Annotated in this window: 17 protein-coding genes; 12 read left to right on the forward strand and 5 right to left on the reverse strand. The window is 33.7% G+C overall.

Annotation, left to right across the window (positions count from 1 at the left end):
• Positions 1-27: 27 nt before the first annotated feature.
• Positions 28-1,683, reverse strand: a complete 1,656-nt coding sequence (locus E0W69_RS08305; protein WP_255478230.1) for a ribulokinase — start codon at positions 1,681-1,683, stop codon at positions 28-30.
• 208 nt (positions 1,684-1,891) lie between these two features.
• Here E0W69_RS08305 and E0W69_RS08310 point away from each other — a divergent pair, with 208 nt between their 5' ends.
• Together E0W69_RS08310 and E0W69_RS08315 are read left to right on the forward strand one after the other, a co-directional pair.
• The gene (locus E0W69_RS08310) at positions 1,892-2,317 is read left to right on the forward strand and encodes a PNPOx family protein (RefSeq protein ID WP_131329623.1); all 426 of its coding nucleotides are present in this window, start codon (positions 1,892-1,894) and stop codon (positions 2,315-2,317) included.
• Positions 2,318-2,359: 42 nt separating this feature from the next.
• The gene (locus tag E0W69_RS08315; RefSeq protein WP_225321453.1) at positions 2,360-2,860 is read left to right on the forward strand and encodes a YagU family protein; all 501 of its coding nucleotides are present in this window, start codon (positions 2,360-2,362) and stop codon (positions 2,858-2,860) included.
• Between the two features lie 63 nt (positions 2,861-2,923).
• Here the strand turns inward: E0W69_RS08315 and E0W69_RS08320 are convergent, their stop codons facing one another.
• Positions 2,924-5,374, reverse strand: a complete 2,451-nt coding sequence (locus E0W69_RS08320) for a TonB-dependent siderophore receptor (RefSeq protein WP_131329625.1) — start codon at positions 5,372-5,374, stop codon at positions 2,924-2,926.
• A 247-nt stretch (positions 5,375-5,621) separates the two neighbouring features.
• Between E0W69_RS08320 and E0W69_RS08325 the strand changes: the two genes are divergently transcribed.
• The 8 genes from E0W69_RS08325 to E0W69_RS08360 all read left to right on the forward strand — a co-directional run bounded on the left by E0W69_RS08325 (position 5,622) and on the right by E0W69_RS08360 (position 14,013).
• Entirely contained in the window at positions 5,622-7,832 is a 2,211-nt protein-coding gene (locus E0W69_RS08325) for an NADP-dependent isocitrate dehydrogenase (RefSeq protein ID WP_131329626.1), read from the forward strand.
• A 174-nt stretch (positions 7,833-8,006) separates the two neighbouring features.
• The gene (locus tag E0W69_RS08330; RefSeq protein WP_131329627.1) at positions 8,007-8,363 is read left to right on the forward strand and encodes a BlaI/MecI/CopY family transcriptional regulator; all 357 of its coding nucleotides are present in this window, start codon (positions 8,007-8,009) and stop codon (positions 8,361-8,363) included.
• A 24-nt stretch (positions 8,364-8,387) separates the two neighbouring features.
• A complete protein-coding gene (locus E0W69_RS08335) occupies positions 8,388-9,902 on the forward strand; it encodes a M56 family metallopeptidase (RefSeq protein ID WP_131329628.1) in 1,515 nt (504 codons plus the stop codon).
• A gap of 83 nt (positions 9,903-9,985) precedes the next feature.
• Positions 9,986-10,471, forward strand: a complete 486-nt coding sequence (locus tag E0W69_RS08340; RefSeq protein WP_131329629.1) for a glutathione peroxidase — start codon at positions 9,986-9,988, stop codon at positions 10,469-10,471.
• Positions 10,472-10,601: 130 nt separating this feature from the next.
• Positions 10,602-11,936 (forward strand): cytochrome ubiquinol oxidase subunit I, encoded by a 1,335-nt coding sequence (locus tag E0W69_RS08345; protein WP_131329630.1) that lies wholly within the window; start codon positions 10,602-10,604, stop codon positions 11,934-11,936.
• A gap of 6 nt (positions 11,937-11,942) precedes the next feature.
• Positions 11,943-12,965, forward strand: a complete 1,023-nt coding sequence (locus E0W69_RS08350) for a cytochrome d ubiquinol oxidase subunit II (protein ID WP_131329631.1) — start codon at positions 11,943-11,945, stop codon at positions 12,963-12,965.
• Positions 12,966-12,988: 23 nt separating this feature from the next.
• Positions 12,989-13,549 carry a hypothetical protein gene (locus E0W69_RS08355; RefSeq protein ID WP_131329632.1) on the forward strand — a complete coding sequence of 187 codons (561 nt, stop codon included), beginning with the start codon at positions 12,989-12,991 and terminating at the stop codon, positions 13,547-13,549.
• A complete protein-coding gene (locus E0W69_RS08360) occupies positions 13,549-14,013 on the forward strand; it encodes a hypothetical protein (protein ID WP_131329633.1) in 465 nt (154 codons plus the stop codon). Before E0W69_RS08355 ends, E0W69_RS08360 begins: the two co-directional genes overlap by 1 nt.
• Here the strand turns inward: E0W69_RS08360 and E0W69_RS08365 are convergent.
• The 3 genes from E0W69_RS08365 to E0W69_RS08375 form a co-directional block, all read right to left on the reverse strand.
• Positions 14,010-14,636, reverse strand: coding sequence for a hypothetical protein (locus E0W69_RS08365; RefSeq protein ID WP_131329634.1), 627 nt, complete (start codon positions 14,634-14,636; stop codon positions 14,010-14,012). The genes E0W69_RS08360 and E0W69_RS08365 overlap by 4 nt on opposite strands.
• 12 nt (positions 14,637-14,648) lie before the next feature.
• Positions 14,649-15,518, reverse strand: a complete 870-nt coding sequence (locus E0W69_RS08370; RefSeq protein WP_131329635.1) for a hypothetical protein — start codon at positions 15,516-15,518, stop codon at positions 14,649-14,651.
• Between the two features lie 151 nt (positions 15,519-15,669).
• Positions 15,670-16,470 (reverse strand): SDR family NAD(P)-dependent oxidoreductase, encoded by an 801-nt coding sequence (locus E0W69_RS08375; protein WP_131329636.1) that lies wholly within the window; start codon positions 16,468-16,470, stop codon positions 15,670-15,672.
• A gap of 123 nt (positions 16,471-16,593) precedes the next feature.
• On the opposite strand from E0W69_RS08375, the gene E0W69_RS08380 reads away from it, so the two are divergent.
• Complete coding sequence (locus tag E0W69_RS08380; protein ID WP_131329637.1) at positions 16,594-17,397, forward strand: carboxylesterase family protein; 804 nt, start codon at positions 16,594-16,596, stop codon at positions 17,395-17,397.
• Between the two features lie 20 nt (positions 17,398-17,417).
• Positions 17,418-18,290: a helix-turn-helix domain-containing protein gene (locus E0W69_RS08385; RefSeq protein ID WP_131329638.1), complete on the forward strand. Its 873-nt coding sequence runs from the start codon at positions 17,418-17,420 to the stop codon at positions 18,288-18,290.
• Positions 18,291-18,403 lie beyond the last annotated feature (113 nt).

The raw sequence follows: 18,403 nt of genomic DNA on the forward strand, positions 1-18,403 counted from the left end.
TAATGCTTAAAGCATAGAGATTGTGCATTATGCATTCTGACTATAAAAATCTGCTGCTTTTTTGTAGGCTTGATAACGTTTTTCGAATAAAGAAACCTTGTCCGTATTAGGCTCGTATGTTTTTAAGAAACCCGTTCCCATTGCATCCATTGCTTCATTTACATTTTGGAAAATACCAGCTGCGGTTGCTGCAAACATTGCTGCTCCCAACGCACAAGTTTGTTCTGACTTATGCACTTTAATCGGCATATTGATAACATCCGCCATAGTTTGCATAACAAATGGGGATTTTTGAGCGATACCACCCAAACCAATAATACCTTTAATAGGAACTCCTTGTTCGATAAATCTTTCCACTATAGCACGTGCACCGAAACAAGTTGCTTCGACGATTGCACGAAAAATACGCGGCGCATCTGTACCTAAATTCAATCCAGCAATTACGCCTTTTAAAGTTTGATTAGCATCCGGAGTACGACGACCGTTGAACCAATCAATCGCAGACTCTGTTTTTTCGGTAACTATAATTTTTTCCGCAGCTTTAGTTAATTCAGGAATTAAAAAAGATTTTTTCTTTTTTAACAGATCAACTAAATCTTTATTATCTGCATTTTCTTTAATTAATTGATCGATTGGCCAAGAAATAATTTTTGCAAACCATGCATAGGCATCTCCAAATGCACTTTGTCCCGCTTCCATTCCGATCATTCCAGGAATAACAGAACCATCCACTTGTCCGCAAATACCTTCGACTACGATATGTTTACAAGCTTCGTAAGGTGCAACAACGATATCACAAGTAGAAGTTCCTATTACTTTGCTTACATAAAATGGTTCAATCTGACCTCCAACAGCTCCCATGTGGCAATCAAATGCACCTATTCCAATCACCACCGTTTCAGGTAAACCCAACTTGTCTGCCCATTCTTTGGAAATTGTTCCTACGGATTTATCTGCCGCTAAAATTGGATTTTTCAAAGTTTCTACATAACCATCCAAAAGTGGATCAATAGAAACGAAATAATCATTGGGAGGAAATCCGCTCCATTCTTGCGCCCATAGTCCTTTGTGTCCAGCACTACATACGCCACGTTTCAAATCTGCCATAGAAGTACCACCGGCAAGAATAAAAGGTACCCAATCACAGTTTTCCACTATAGAATGTGCTTTGGTTCTGACAGCTTCATCTTCTCTAAGTACATGCAAAAGTTTCGCCCAAAACCATTCAGATGAATATATACCACCAACATATTTCAAATAGTTAGTAGACGAGTTCTTTGTTTTTTCATTAAATTCTTCTGCTTCCTTGATTGATGTATGATCTTTCCAAAGTACAAACATGGCATTTGGATTTTCTTCCATGCCTTCTAATAAGGATAATGGCGTACCATTCTCATCCACCAATATAGGTGTTGAACCTGTACTATCTACAGAAATACCGACCACCTGTGATACAACCTCCGCTCCTGCTTGTGTTACACAATCTTTGATAGTCGCTTCTATACCTTCTATAAAATCCAATGGATGTTGTCTAAATCGACTCGCCTCAGCATCGCAGTATTTTCCTTCCGCCCATCTTGGATAATAAAAAACGGATGCAGCAACTTCATCTCCATTTGATGTATTGGCAATAATCGCACGTACGGAATCACTTCCAAAATCCAAACCTATCGTATAAGCCATTTTCATATGCTATTTTTATTTGTAATTTTTACAAATGTATTTATACAAATGTACTAATTACAATTAATAATAAAAGTTTTTTAACAAACATTTGTTATTATTATTAAAATCTAATTAGTTTAGGTTAATATTTAAACTTTTAGGTGATTGATATTGAATAAATTAAGTGTTATTATAGAAATTAAATATTTCTTCTGAAATTTGTATTATGACTGAAATAAATAAAAAAATTATTGATTTTATAGACGCAAATCATGTTATAAGCATTGCTTCTTATCATAATGGCGAGTTGTGGGCATTCAACGCGTTTTATACATTTCAAAAAACAACATCCAAATTAATAATACTTACCAGTAAAAATAGTGTACATGGGACGCTATTGTTGCAAAACTCATCCATTACAGGTACTATTAGCGATCAAACATTAGAAGTATCACAATTGATAGGATTGCAATTTTCAGGAAAAATGTATCCAGCGGTAGAAAATGAGATAGATATTTATTTAAAGAAATATCAAGATAAATTTCCCATATCCAAAAATATGAAAGAGACTGTCTGGTTAGTAGAATTTGACAAATTGAAATATACTGATAATACTCTTGGCTTTGGAGCGAAGATTTTTTGGGAAAGATGAAAAATGTTATAGAATTTTATATCGAAATATAATCTTAAAATAGTGAGAAAGAAAACAGCTTTAATATTCACTGGAATTGCAGCGGGTATTTTATCAGGAATCGTAAAATTTGGTTGGGAAGTTCCCTTTCCGCCTAGAACTCCCGTCAGAGATGCCAACAATCCTCCACAGATTTTATTAGAAAAATTGGGGTTTTCCTTCCAGCAAGCACATTTATCCTATACATACAACAGTAATAGTCGACCAATAATGAGTTTTATAGTTCATTTTGGATTTTCTATTTTCTTTGCATTATTATATACTTTTTTAGTTGAGAAGTGGGCGATAATAAAAGTATGGGGCGGTGCCGCATTTGGTATTGTTGTATTTGTACTTTTCCATGAAATAATAATGCCAATAATGGGAGTTGTTCCAGCACCATGGAATCAACCTTGGCAAGAGCACCTTTCTGAATTTTTCGGACATATTGTTTGGTTTTGGACAATAGAAATTGTCAGAAGAGATTTAAGGAATCGATTAACACATGAATCAGATCCCACCTAAAATATACAAACAAAAGCGTTGGATAAAAAGAACTTCATTTATCTAACGCTTTTGTATTTTCAATTAAAATGTGTAGCCAATAGAGATCATATAATTTCTAGGCATACCTGGGAATAATCTATTAAAATCAAATCCTCCAACCCAATATGTTTTATTTAGAATATTATTAAAGTTGGCTTGGATTTTGAATTTGTCAATTTGGTAATACAATGCAGCATTACCAATCCAATAAGAAGGTAAAACTAAAATCGCACTATTCGTATTTCTTTTAGTTGCATAGTTTGCCCCTAACCCAATACCTAAACCATTGAAATAACCCTTTGAAACATTATATTTTGCCCAAATATTTCCTTGACTCTTCGGCGCATTTGGCATAATGGTCCCTACTTCTTCTTCGTTGTCACTCTTCGTTACTTTTGCAATATTGTAGGAAAAGTTCGCAGTAATGTTCAGATTTCTATTAATACTTCCGTATGTTTCTAATTCAAAACCTTTAGCAACTTGCTGTCCTATTTGCCTTAGTCCATCTGGCTTGTCGGGAATATTGCCATTTACCAAAATATTATTTTGTTCAATCCTATAAGCCGCCACAGTAACAGAAAGTTTATTATTAAAAAATGCCATTTTTGCACCTCCTTCAATCATTTTGCTTCTCAACGGATCAAACGGTCCTCCATAAGTAGCAGTATCCCCTATTATACTTGCAGTTTGTGGTTGATAACCTTGGGTATAAGTCGCATAAAAACTAACTGGTTCAATCGGAGTATAAACTAAACCAAATCTTGGAATAAATGCTTTTTGTTGAATATTTTTTTCCGCTTTTTTAGTATAATTTTCTACATCTGTATAAAACTCTTGCCTAAATCCAATCAATGCACGCAGATTGCCCCATCTTAATTGTTCTTGTAAATAAACGCCATTTACAAAATATTTAGATGGCGTTTCCATAGCTGAGACATTGATGTATCTAGAAATTTCGGAAATTGAATAATCTGGATTTTGCAAATCAAAATAGGGTACATTAGGAACAGGAATACCATTTTTATACTGATATAGTTCGGGCTTTTTTGGATTAAAAGAACTTATTGTAGACTTCCCATCTGCACTCAAGAACCCACTTGCATTATAAGTCGAATTACCCAAAGGAAAAACCTCTTGAATATGATCATATCCAACCAAAATATTATGTTCAAAAGGACCAGTTTCAAAATTAAAATTAAAATATGCAGTAAGATTATCAACATAATTTTTCCTTTGTCTTCTTATGGTAGACATCCCCATTAAAGTTGGAATTTCATTTCCCAAAGAATCCACAGCATATTTATTATTTGTACGATGTTCAAGCAAATCTTCTTGATACATTGATTTCAAATAAGAGGCATTAAAAGATATATTTTTGGATAACTGGTGTTGCAAAGAAATTGTTGAAAATAAATTTAGCTCATTTTGAAAATCATTTTTTCTGCCTATTGCAAAAGAAACCGGTGTGGAGTATAAATCCGTACCTCCCGATGCACCAAAAATAGGTTGACCTCGGTCCAGTCGACCTTTATTGTATTGATACACTAAGTCAAAATTAACTCTTGTCTTTTCATTGGGGACAAAAGAAAAAGATGGTGCGATTACAAACGCTTCTGCATCTTGTAATACACGAAATGATTGAGTATTTTGATAAGCTAAATTTAATCTATATAATAATGTTTTATTTTGATTCATTGGCCCTGTAAAATCTGTAGTCATCCTATAAGTATTATAACTTCCGGTAACAAAAGAAATTGATTTACGAGCATTATCCAATGGTTTTTTAGTAACTGTATTTATTGTTCCTCCAGGATCTGTATTAGCAAATAATGCCGATGCTGGTCCCTTTATAACTTCCACTCTTTCCACATATGGAAGTAAATTTTGAGACCAACCTCTAGTAGATATGCGTAATCCATTAATCAATGTATTACTTGCTCTAAATCCACGTAACACAAAATCGTTATTGTTATAGGAAAATTGGTTCACGCCACTAATGTTTTTTATGGCATCACTTGTCTTAAATGCTAATTGATCGTCTAATGTTTCTTTTGTTACATAACTAATAGATTGTGGCACTAACTTAATAGGTGTAGATGTTTTTGTACCGACAAATGAAGAAGAGCTTCGATAACTTTTTTCTTTTCTTCCAATAACCTCAACATCTTGCATTTTAGAGATATTGGGATCCAATGTGATTTCTAAGTGATTTTCTTCATTTTTTTTAAAATTGTATCGTTCGCTAAATTCATTATATCCAACACAAATAAATTTTAATAAATGCATACCTATGGAAGTCCTAAAATTAAAATTTCCAAGAGAATCTGATACTATACTCTGATGCTGATTATCCAAATTGATTGTTGTAAATGGTAGACCATTACCATTTTCATCATATACTATTCCATGGATAATTAAAGAGTCTTGGGCTTGTGCAGTAGAGATAAACGTACAAATAAAAATGGTTGCTATAAAAGCAAATAAAAATTTCATGCAGTAAAGTGGTTATGTTTTAAATTAATTGAGGCTGCAAGAAAATGTAAATGCTTTAAATTGTACTTACATAATCGGGAAATTAATTCTTAAAATGTATTTGTAAAACCTATAATGTTAACCTTTCTCAAATTTAAAAATTATCATTTCATTTTTTTTATTGTTTGCTTTACCTTTATCGCATAACAAACGATCGATTTGAGTCGTATTTTCTAACAAAAATTGTTTTGCAAAAAACACAATTTTTATGTCAAAGATTATTTATACAAAAACTGATGAAGCGCCCTTATTAGCGACGTACTCTTTCTTGCCCATTGTAAAAGCATTTGCTGGCACTGCAGGTATCGATGTTGAATTAAAAGATATCTCTCTTGCCGGAAGAATTTTGGCTCATTTTCCTACTTATCTAAATGACGACCAAAAAGTCGCAGACATCTTATCCGAATTAGGAGAATGGACTTTGCAACCTGATGCGAACATCATCAAATTGCCCAACATTTCTGCGTCTGTACCTCAACTAAAAGGTGCGATTGCCGAATTGCAAGCACATGGTTACGCAGTCCCTAATTTCCCGGAAGATCCACAAACGGACGAAGAAAAAGCAATCAAAGCTGCTTATTCCAAAGTTTTGGGTTCTGCCGTAAATCCAGTTTTACGTGAAGGAAATTCTGATCGTCGTGCACCAAAAGCTGTTAAAAATTACGCTAAAGCACATCCACATAAAATGGGAGCATGGTCAAAAGATAGCAAAACAAAAGTTGCATCTATGACGGATGGTGATTTTTTCGGTTCTGAAAAATCTTTGACAATTGAAAATGCGGGCAAATTCAAAATCGAATTTGTGGCTAAAGATGGCACAACTACTTTAATGAAAGATTTCGCTCCATTGAAGGCGGGCGAAGTGATTGATAGCTCTACTATGAGCATTTCCAAATTGAAAGCATTTGTCGCTACGCAAATAGAAGTGGCAAAAGCGGAAGGTGTTTTGTTATCTGCACATTTGAAAGCGACCATGATGAAAGTTTCCGATCCTATCATGTTCGGCGCGATCGTAGAAGTCTATTTTAAAGATGTATTTACAAAATATGCAGATTTATTTAAAAAACTTGGCGTCAATACCAAAAATGGTTTGGGTGACGTATATGCAAAAATAGCAGGTCAACCAGAAGAAGCAGAAGTAAAAGCTGCTATCGATGCTGAAATAGCTGCGGGTCCTGATTTGGCAATGGTTAATTCAGATAAAGGAATAACTAATTTACACGTTCCATCTGACGTGATCATTGATGCGTCTATGCCAGCAATGATTCGTATCGGCGGTAAAATGTGGGACAAAACAGGTGCAGAACGTGATACTTTAGCTTTGATTCCTGATCGTTCTTACGCTGGTATTTACGAAGCTGCAATTGATGATTGTAAAGCAAATGGCGCTTTGGATCCAAGCACTATGGGCTCTGTACCAAACGTAGGTTTGATGGCGCAAAAAGCCGAAGAATACGGTTCGCATGACAAAACTTTCCAAGCTCCAACAGAAGGAACTTTCAAAGTTTCTGATGAAAGCGGAAATGTTTTATTCGAACAACCAGTAGAAAAAGAGGATATTTTCAGAATGTGCCAAGCCAAAGATGCGCCAATTAAAGATTGGATAAAGTTGGCAGTAACAAGAGCACGTTTGTCTAATACACCAGCGATTTTCTGGTTGGATAAAAATCGTGCGCACGATGCGGAAATTATCAAAAAAGTAGAAAAATATTTACCTGAATTCGACACAACGGGTTTGGATATTTCTATCCTTGCACCAACCGAAGCAAGTAAAAAATCATTCGAACGTATACGTCAAGGTTTGGATACGATTTCAGTAACAGGTAACGTATTGCGTGATTATTTGACAGATTTATTCCCAATATTAGAAGTAGGAACTTCCGCTAAAATGTTGTCCATCGTTCCATTGATGGCAGGTGGCGGTTTGTTTGAAACAGGTGCGGGCGGTTCTGCTCCTAAACACGTACAACAATTTTTGGAAGAAGGTTATTTGCGTTGGGATTCTTTGGGTGAATTTTTGGCATTAGGTGCTTCTTTCGAGCATCTTGGTCAAACACAGAACAATCCTAAAGCATTGATTTTAGCGGAGACAATTGATGCGGCGACAGAAACATTTTTACAAAATGACAAATCTCCAGCACGTAAAGTTGGGCAGATCGACAACCGTGGATCTCATTTCTTCTTGACATTGTATTGGGCACAAGAATTAGCGAAACAAACCAAAGATGCAGACTTGAAAGCTACATTTGAACCAATTGCAAAAGCATTGACAGATGGAGAAGTAAAAATCAACGAAGAATTGATTGGAGCACAAGGCAAACCACAAGATGTGGGTGGTTATTATCAACCAGATGATGCAAAAGCTGAAAAAGCAATGCGTCCAAGTACTACATTAAATAGTGTGATCGACGCGATCTAATAACTATTTTACATAAAAGAAAACCGCGCAACAATTAAATGTTGCGCGGTTTTCTTTTATGTATATTCTTTATAATTAAAGACTCTTTATACAAATGAAATTATCTACGAAATTATCGTATTATTTTTTTGTTTAGTTACGAATACTTCGTAGATTTACAAAAAACAAGTAGATATGGAAAGTCTAAATCAACAAGAGATCAATATTATCCTTTCTCTTTATAAATTAAAAGAAGGGACGGTTAAACAAGTAATGGAAACATTAAATATCGATACGCCGTATACGACGCTAGCTTCTGTCGTAAAAAATTTAGAAAAGAAAAAATTTCTCAATGCTAAACTAATAGGCAATACTTATCTATACACACCATCCATGACAGAATCCAAATTTAAAAAAGATTATGTCGACGGTGTTGTACAAGGATTTTTCTCCAATTCATATAAAGAATTAGTAAACTTCTTTATCCATCAAAAGAAACTCTCAGCCAATGACCTAAAAGAGATAATAGACAATATTGAAAATGAAAAATAATTCTAAAAGATAAAACCTGCGAATATGAACTTCATAACATGGCAACTATTGTTGAAATGGTTAATTTCCTTCGGTCTTCTTTTTACTTTTTATATGGCATTTTTACAAAAATTAACCTTTCTTAATCAAAGAAGATTTTTCTTATTTTTCGGAACCATCTCTGCTTTTGTGATACCATTTCTATCATTAAACATATTACAAAAAAATAGCGAGCAAACTGCAATTCAATATTTACAAAAGATTCCGACCATACCACAAGGTCAACCTGTGTACGAATCCAACTCATCTAATGATCATATTTCAATTTCTTCTCTCATTACTTACCTAGTAATACTAGGATGTATCGCTTTCTTAGTAAGATTTGTTTTAATAATTCTTTCCTTAAAAAATATCACTAAAAATGCGCAGTTGATTGACACATTTGAAAAAATTCGCATTTATAAACTCAATAAACAAAGTTCCACATTTTCCTTTGGAAGCAAAATCTTCCTTGGTGATGGTAAACTAACAGAAATAGAACAACACCAAATCTTGCTACATGAACTATCGCACGCACAACACCACCACAGCATAGATACCATTTGGATGGAAATTTTGATCGTACTGAATTGGTTCAATCCATTTGTATGGTTACTAAAAAAAGAAACTAGAGATAACTTGGAATATTTGGCAGATAAAAATGTATTGAAAAATAAGATCAATAAAAAAGAATATCAATACCTCTTGCTCAATACGCTATTACATAATTCTAATCAATCTCAAATTTCATTTACCAACAATTTCAATATTTCTTCACTCAAAAAACGAATCTCTATGATGAACAAAAATCAAACCTCCAAAATCCACCTTTGGCGTATTGTATTTATCCTTCCTTTAATTGGAATTCTGTTACTCTCTTTTAGAAAAAAAGAGCAGCCTTCAGATAAAATCCAAATAGCAGGAATTGTATTGGACGCATTAACTAAAAAACCGGTAAAAGGTGCCATTATCAAATTAGATAGTATTGCAGCATTTACAAAAACAGATAATCATGGATACTACTTTTTAGAATTTCCTAGAAAAATTCAAAATGGGTTAAAATACGTCCAAATAAATATTTCAGAGAACAATTATCAAACTCTAAAGTCTGGTTATAGTTATGGTGATAATATGAACGCCTCTATGATCGCTAACTTCCAATTATCCCCTAACACCTCCAATATCGGACCCAATAGTAGCTTTGCCAACTCTCCTAAAAACGACTACAACTCAATACACAATGGTTTGATTAAAGCGTTAAAAACTGAAAAAATCATAGCAGATATGATAAAAAATGGAAAAATAGCATCGATAAAAGACGGTACAATTTATATTGCTGATAATGCGGGATCCTATCTTACACTAACGCCAGACAATATGGAATTTGCACTTTCTCACATTACTATTAACGATACAAAAAAGGTCACATTTGATGAATTAAATAAAAACTACAAACTTTCTGATTTTCATGGGATGTCAACGAATGAGGATAAAATAAATCTAGTCACAAAAGTTAAATAGCTTTTATATTATAAATCACTTAAACTATAAATAAAAATGGAGGCTTTTGTAACAAAAAGTCTCCATTTTTTTATATTTACAATATGGAAACATTGTTTTACGAACTGTCTAGCAAATTATCTGATAATCAAGATTTTAAATTTGAGCAATTGAAAGGAAAAATCGTCTTGATTGTCAATATTGCAACCAAATGTGGCTTTACACCGCAACTGGAAGGTTTGGAAGATTTGTATAAAAAATACAAGGATAAAGGTTTGGAAATATTGGGATTTCCATCTGATCAATTTATGCATCAAAATCCTGAATCGGATGCGGACACAAGCAGTTTTTGCCAATTAAATTTTGGCGTTACATTTCCAATTATGCAAAAATGTGAAGTGAATGGAAGCAACGCCTCTCCTATTTTTCAATATTTGAAAAAGGTATTATCCGGTACATTTGGCAACAAAATCAAATGGAATTTTACTAAATTTTTAATAGATCAAAATGGAAAACCTATAAAAAGATTCGCACCAGTAACCAAACCTGAAAAATTAGAAGATTACATAAAGAATTTGCTTGTATTATAACTAAAACTTTGCATCATGATAATATATTTGAATGGTGCTTTATGAGAAAAAGGGCGCAACTTGCATATTATAAAAGAAAAAGGATAATATACGTAAGTAATTATTTATTAATAAGTTAAACTCATTTGTTATGAATGATTTTATAGCCGCTCGTTCACAAATGGCGCTTTCATTAGCGTTTCACATTATTTTTTCATGTATTTCTATGGTGATGCCATTTTTTATGGCAATTGCACATTATAAATATCTGAAAAGCGGTGATGAAAGTTACAAAGGGTTGACTAAAGCATGGAGCAAGGGTGTTGCCATATTATTTGCTACCGGTGCAGTTTCAGGTACGATGTTGTCATTCGAACTCGGCTTATTGTTTCCCAAATTTATGGATCACGCAGGACCTATTTTCGGTATGCCGTTTTCATTAGAAGGTACGGCGTTTTTTATTGAAGCAATTGCACTTGGTTTTTTCTTATATGGTTGGGATAAATTTAATAAATGGTTTCATTGGTTTTGTGGTTTACTAGTTGGTTTAATGGGCGTTGCGTCAGCAATATTGGTACTTGCTGCCAATGCTTGGATGAATGCACCATCAGGATTTAACTATATTAACGGCCAATATATAAATATAGATCCTTGGAAAGCGATGTTCAACGCTGCTTGGTTTGAGCAAGCACTGCACATGACAATCGCCGCTTTTGCAGCTACAGGATTTGCAGTTGCAGGTCTGCACGCAGTGATGATTTTGCGTAAAAAAAATGTTTCATTTCATCAAAAAGCATTTAAAATCGCAGCAATCGTTGCAGTAATTGCCGCATTATTAGAACCATTAAGTGGCGACCGCTCCGCAAAAGATGTCGCTAAAAGACAACCCGCGAAATTGGCAGCAATGGAAGCACATTTCCATACAGAACCTTATACGCCATTTGTCATTGGTGGTATTCCTGATGTAAAAAATGAGACTATCCATTATGCCATTAAAGTTCCTGGAGTCTTGAGTTTTCTTGTTTATTCTGATTTCAAAACGCCTGTAGAAGGTTTGGATAAAATTCCAAAAGAAGATTGGCCTCCCGTTCCCATAGTTCATTATGCTTTTCAAACGATGATTTTTTTTGGCGTATTAATGATGCTAATTGCTGTGATTTACATTTCGTCATTGACTTGGAAGAAGAATTGGAAAGATAAAAATTGGATTTATAAAATGTTTATATACGCAGTACCTATTGGATTTATCGCCATTGAAGCTGGCTGGACAGTAACGGAAGTTGGTCGGCAACCGTGGATTATTTATGGGATTATGCGAACAAAAGACGCAGTCACGCCAATGCCGGGTCTGCAATATTCATTTTATTTATTCTCTGGCGTTTTTGTTTCCTTAGGTGCGGTTATCATTATGTTGCTAAAACGACAAATAAAAATGGTACCCAAACTATACGATACTACAGATCCAAATTATTCACCGAAAAAATAAAGTATCATGTTATATATAGTCATAGGATTTCTCTGGCTGTCCATCTGCCTTTATTTATTGTTTGGTGGAGCCGATTTTGGCGCAGGCATTGTGGAGCTACTTACGTTCAACAAACGCGATAAGATTGAAGTGCGCCAGATTATGGATAGTACGATGGGACCCGTCTGGGAAGCCAATCACATGTGGTTAATAATTTTTGTAGTTATTATGTTTGTAGGGTTTCCACAGATGTATAGTCTGATGTCTACCTATAATCACATTCCACTTATACTCATGTTGCTCGGAATTATTGCACGTGGCACTTCCTATACCTTTCGGCATTATGACGTCATCAATGATAATTGGGAAAAATTGTATTCTAAAATATTTATCTATGCAAGTTTTTTAACGCCACTTTTCTTAGGAATTGTTGCAGGCAGCGCGGTCTCTGGAAGTATTAACACGCACCCAACTAATTTTTTGGAAGGTTATGTGTATAGTTGGTTGACGCCATTCAATATTTCCGTAGGGATATTTACCTCTGCTTGTTGCGCATATCTAGCTGCTATTTATGCTATTAAAGACGCAGCAATTGAATCCGCCACGCAATTAGTATTGATAAGAAAATCAAAACAAATGATGCTATTTGTCATACTAAGTGCTATACTCGTATTTGCAGTAGGTATGTATTCACATTTACCCATTATCAATTGGATTTATAAAAGTCCCATTGGTACGATTTCGGTTTTACTATCCGTTTTGTGTATGTGTTTGGTATATTTTTCTTTAGTAAAAAACAAGTTTAATTTTATCAGATTCTTGGCTGCGTCTCAGATTGGTTTATTTCTAGTTGCCGGAACGGAAGGACATTTTCCATATCTTATTTATTTAAAAGATGGAAGTTCTATGTCTTTGCTAAAAGATCATGGTGCAGATAAGACGATAAATTGTTTAGCTTGGGCCTTATTAATCGGAAGTTGTTTAATTTTGCCATTCTTGATTTATTTAATCATAGCATTTTCAAGAAAAAAGAAAGCCACTACACACTAAAATCTTGTGCACGCATTTAAATAATGAATAAAACAATAAGATTTATAGTTATATTTCTGCTATTAATTTTCCAAATATTATTTCTTTCAATGATTGGTTTGGAAAACTATCAACATAAGAAATGGCAAGCCATTTTATTCATCGTTGGTATTTCGGCATTGTTACTCATTGCTTATTTAAAAGCACCGTTACATCATCACGAACATGATATCGAAGATATTTTAGTGGCTATTTGGGTACCAATCGGCGCGGTGGTTTGTTATAGTTTGCATACTTATTTACATTTAGAAATTGTTATTTCGGCTGGCATAACAGGTACATTAGCGTCTTTTTTACCTAATTTGAATAAAAAATCTGATTATTTATCTAAATTACCCGTAGCGATTTATTGTGGAACATTTGTCGGCATGTCTAGTGTCAACATTGCGAAAAATATTGGTTTTATTATTGCAGCAGGCATATTTACTGGTGTATTATTATTACTTTCCAAAAATTTATTCTTAGGCGTGGGAGGTAAATTAGGAACCTTGGCATTTGTAGGTGTTACGATTGCTTCATTTTTATATTATATTTTGCATATCTGATGTTACTCAATTTTGTCATAGTAATCGTAAGTATGCTCAGTGCGATCAGCACATTTTACTTAAGTGAGCATCGCAAACAAGGCGCAGTAAGAGCTTCCGCATTGTTATCCTTAATGGTAGGTATATTATTTTCCCTATTCAAAAGTAGCATACCAACTGATTATTACAACCAAATTCCCGTTGCTTTTATAGGAGCATCCTTTGTCGGTATGGTTTCTTCACGAGCACTCCAACATTTTAGGTTAGTTGGATTTGCGGGATTTATTTTTGGAATTATTTATATAAATTCTAGTCATTTTTTCAAAGGATACGGCGGCGCATTGGGCACCTCTGCATCCATTTCTATAATGGTAACTATGTGCGTTCCTATTTATTTAAGTAAAAGAAAAAGGTTGAATGGACTAATAGTAATGCGAAAATGGATTTTTAGAAATAATAAAAGAAGTCGAAAAAAAGTACATTAATCTCTCTGAAAAGACTTTATATCACCATTCAAATCAAATTCAATAGAATAGGATTCTCTCGTACCGTCAATACTTCTAGGATACCAAGTCAATTTTCCCAAATTAACTATATAAACATGCGAAATTTTTTCAGCACCAACTATTTGTTGTGCTTTGTCGTTGTAATTGGCAATCACTTTTGCAACCGTTCCAAATCGCACAGCACTCAGTGGAAATAAGTTACTTTTCCAATTGTCATGAATAGAGGTCCGAACGGGCGAGGGATCGCTCCATTTTCCATTTTCATAAGTGTAAGCATCCAAATAGTCTACATTCTTACAATTCTGAATCGTCAACATAATCATACCGTCTTCATAGAAATGAATATTTTCATCAACCATAACTTCTTTTCCTTCACATCCAGCGATAGCCATAAAATTTTGCTGTATTTTATTCAAAACATTCGAATCTGACCAATTTAAATTATTTGTAGATTCAGATTTATTTATCGAATTTGTAATATCTGAGACATTTATATTTACATTTTTGGTCTCCCATAAAGTTTCAGAAAAACAAAATTTGAGGAGGATTATGCCGATGGCAAATAATCCTATAACAATTAAAATAAAATTCTTTTTTAACATGTATTTCTTCATTTAATTGCGCTCAACAACATTTGCGAACTCAGCCTTTTGGGGATTATCTGGCAGGTAAAAAATTTCTATAGTTCGTTCATTTCTAACATTTCCCATATCAATAGGCGAAACTAAATTAGACAAAACTACACGATGTAGGATACTATTCACATCTGTAAATTGTATATCATATTTCAGTTTGTATGCGTTGTTAATCTTTGTTCCTGTTTCGTGAATTGAAAGCACTTCCGCTTTACAGCGAATACCTTTGTACAAAAGCTCTACATTTTTACCTAATTTGAATGCCTTTTTAAATACAAAATAAAATAATCCTATTACAAAAACACCTATCAATGGGCTCAATATTAAAGGATGAAAAAGCTCTAAAAAACGCCAACCTAGTTCTTGACTTTCATAAGAATAGGCTACACTATAACCATAAACTATCAAGGCTATAATCGCACAACTAAATAATAAGCGTAAAACGATTTTACTATAATTATTACTAAACTCTGAATCTTGAAAAATAACGTTAGGAGGATGCGATAAGTTGGGATCTAATTTCAAATAGACAGTATTTCCTTTGTCAAATCTATGGGCGTCTGGAGCATCATCAATTAGTATAATATGATCTTTGATTAAAGTTTGACTAAAATTTTCTACACAAAATTGAATATCTAATGAATTTGATGATGTATTTCCAATAGGTTTTACATCAACAATAGAGGCCAATTTAGTCGCTCCATTTTTTTGAAGCCATTGAAAATTTTTGGCTTTCAATATTGGAACAAAAAGAAGTTGATAAATTATAAATCCAGCGAAAAAACTCCACAAAAAAATGGAAATATAGAGTAATAAAATTGCTTGTGAGGGATCTGCGGCAGCAAGCATTGCTATAGATTTTTTGCTCCCACTATAATATATGATGCAGGGATGTATAAATATGAAATAAAATATGAATACACCCCAAAAGTATAAACTAGTATTTTTCAAGATTTTTTTCCTAAAACTACGCAATAATTACACCAAAAGAGACAATTTATTATTTGGAATTATCTAAGGATTTTTTATACACTTTTTCCATCTGATTACCCAAAAACTTTAATGGTAATAAGCGCATGAACTTTGCTCCTATTCGATTTTGCCAACCTGGAAGTATTGTATATTTTCTTTTCGCAAAACCAGCAAGTGCATCCTTTGCCGCTTGATTGACGGGCATCAACCATTTTTGCAAACCGCCGAAACTATCGCCTTCTGTCATTTCAGTCTGCATGCCTCCTGGCGCAAAAATGGATATGGAAAATTGCTTGTTTTTCAATTCATGTGAAAGCGCATGACCATAACTAAATAAGAAGGATTTGGTGCCCGAATAAATAGATTGATAAGGTGCAGGAAACATTGCAGCCATACTAGATACCAACATCAATGCACCTTCTTGCTTTTTGGTTTCAAAATATTGAACAAATTTCTGTGTCAAATAAACGACGGAATTAATGTTCGTCTCTATAATTTTTTTCGCTTGCGCAAATTCTAATTGGCAATCTTCTCCAAAATAAGTCACTCCTGCATTTAAAATCATTCCGTAAACATTATTGGAAATAGAAAATTGATACACTTTTTCCAAATCTTCTTGGACGGAAAGATCAGCTACCAAATATTTAACATGAATATCGTATTGGGATATTAAGAAAGATTGCAGTTCAGATAATTTGCCCTCTCTCCTAGCTATTAATATTAGATTTGCATGATAATCTCTTGCCAATTGAATCGCTAATTCTTTCCCTAAACCTGCTGATGCTCCTGTAATAAGCACCCATTTATCTTTAAACTGCAGTGAACTCATAAATTTGATAAAGGTAAGCGTATTCTTACGTAAAATAAAAATTGACAACAAATCATTGCTACTTTACTCATTTCCCTAAAAATGTAAGATATTTGAAGGTTGGACATTAACTTCCATTATGCCATGAAAAAAAATATTTTAACTATTTTATTATCCGTTTACTGCATTTTTCAATGTTATTGTTATGCAAATGCGCAATCTACAGATACATTTTTAAAAGATAGTTTTGTTGCTAACGGTGACACATTGCGCTACAGAATTATGTATCCCAAAGATTTTAATTCGGATAAAAAATATCCGTTTTTATTGTTTTTGCATGGTGCTGGTGAACGCGGTCGGGATAATGAGAAACAACTAAATAATGGTGCAGACAGCTTATTGAGACAAGCGAGCGAACAATATCATGCGATCGTCATCGCACCACAATGTCCGCCGAATGAATATTGGGCAAAAGTCCGTCGCGTAGAAACGCCTAACGAACGTTATATTATTTCTCTTACTTTTTTCCCAGATGGTAAACCGATACAACCTATGGTCAATTTGATGCAATTGGTAGAAAATTTCGCCAAAGAAAAGTATATAGATAAAAAACAAATGCATATTGGCGGATTATCCATGGGCGGCATTGGCACGTACGAATTTTTGATACGTAAACCGGACATTTTTGCTTCTGCATTTGTTATTTGCGGTGCTACTAATCTCATAACATTGAAACGAAATATCAATAAAAAAATGCCAATTTGGATATTTCACGGAACGGATGATAATGTAATTTCAGTAGACTATGGTAGACAGATTTCCTCCGAATTAAAGACGCAAAACAAAAGTGTGAAATACACAGAATATCCCAAAACTGGACACAATAGCTGGGATAGTGCATTCAAAGAAAAAGAATTGTTACCTTGGCTTTTTAGTTTCAAAAAATAATTTACCCTTTACCTAAATAATTGGTTATCAAAACAAATTTTGTACCTCGCCAACTTTTACTAAATGACTTACCGATCAAATTAATTCCATTTGATCAATTTGTACATGAGCTTTCGCAACGACCGCATCGGCACGATCATTATACATTGATGTGGATTACCAAGGGACATGGATTTCAAAATATTGACGAACAATTATTTGAAATGCGTACCAATCGCTTGTTCTTTATTCATCCAGGACAGATTCATAAAATGTTGGATTTGGAACGTGAAGGTTGGTTGTTGTTATTTGACGAAGTCATTTACAAAACGTTTTTACGCTATCATCCATCGGAAGAGTTGTATGGGATTATGGACAATACGGCAGACAGTCCATTTGTAGACTTGGATCAACATACTACGAGTTTATTTGAAAAAATCTTCCAGATATTAGAAGTGGAATCCAAAAATGCGTCCTCTGACTCTAATTTATTTGCACATTTAATTTCCATTTTAATTTTAAATGCTAACAAACTTTTTGATCTGCAAAAAAATATCGTCACGATAGAAAGAAATGGAGAAAAGGAAATTGTCAGAAAAGTAAAACATCTGATCGAAAAAAACTTTAAACATAAGCAAAATGTAGAGTTTTATAGTCAACAACTGAATATCCAACCGAGAAGATTAAACAATATTACCAAAACAATCATCGGACTTTCTGTTCATGAATTGTTGGAAGAGCGTTTGCTGACAGAGAGTAAAATTTTACTTGAAACATCTCCTTATACCGTAAAGGAAATATGTTACACGTTGGGATTTACGGACCCCTCCTATTATAATCGATTTTTTAAAAAGAAATCGGGGATTACACCCTTACAATTTAGACATAATCTAAAATTGAAAAAATTAGGATAACTAAAATAATGTCAAATTGGCAGCAATACTAATTATCCAATGTTAAAATTAGGTATTATCAACAATATGGAATTATCTTTGTTATATAAATATCAAAATTAAAAAGGAAGTAC

Origin of the sequence: Rhizosphaericola mali (assembly GCF_004337365.2) — a bacterium.
Lineage (GTDB): Bacteria > Bacteroidota > Bacteroidia > Chitinophagales > Chitinophagaceae > Rhizosphaericola > Rhizosphaericola mali.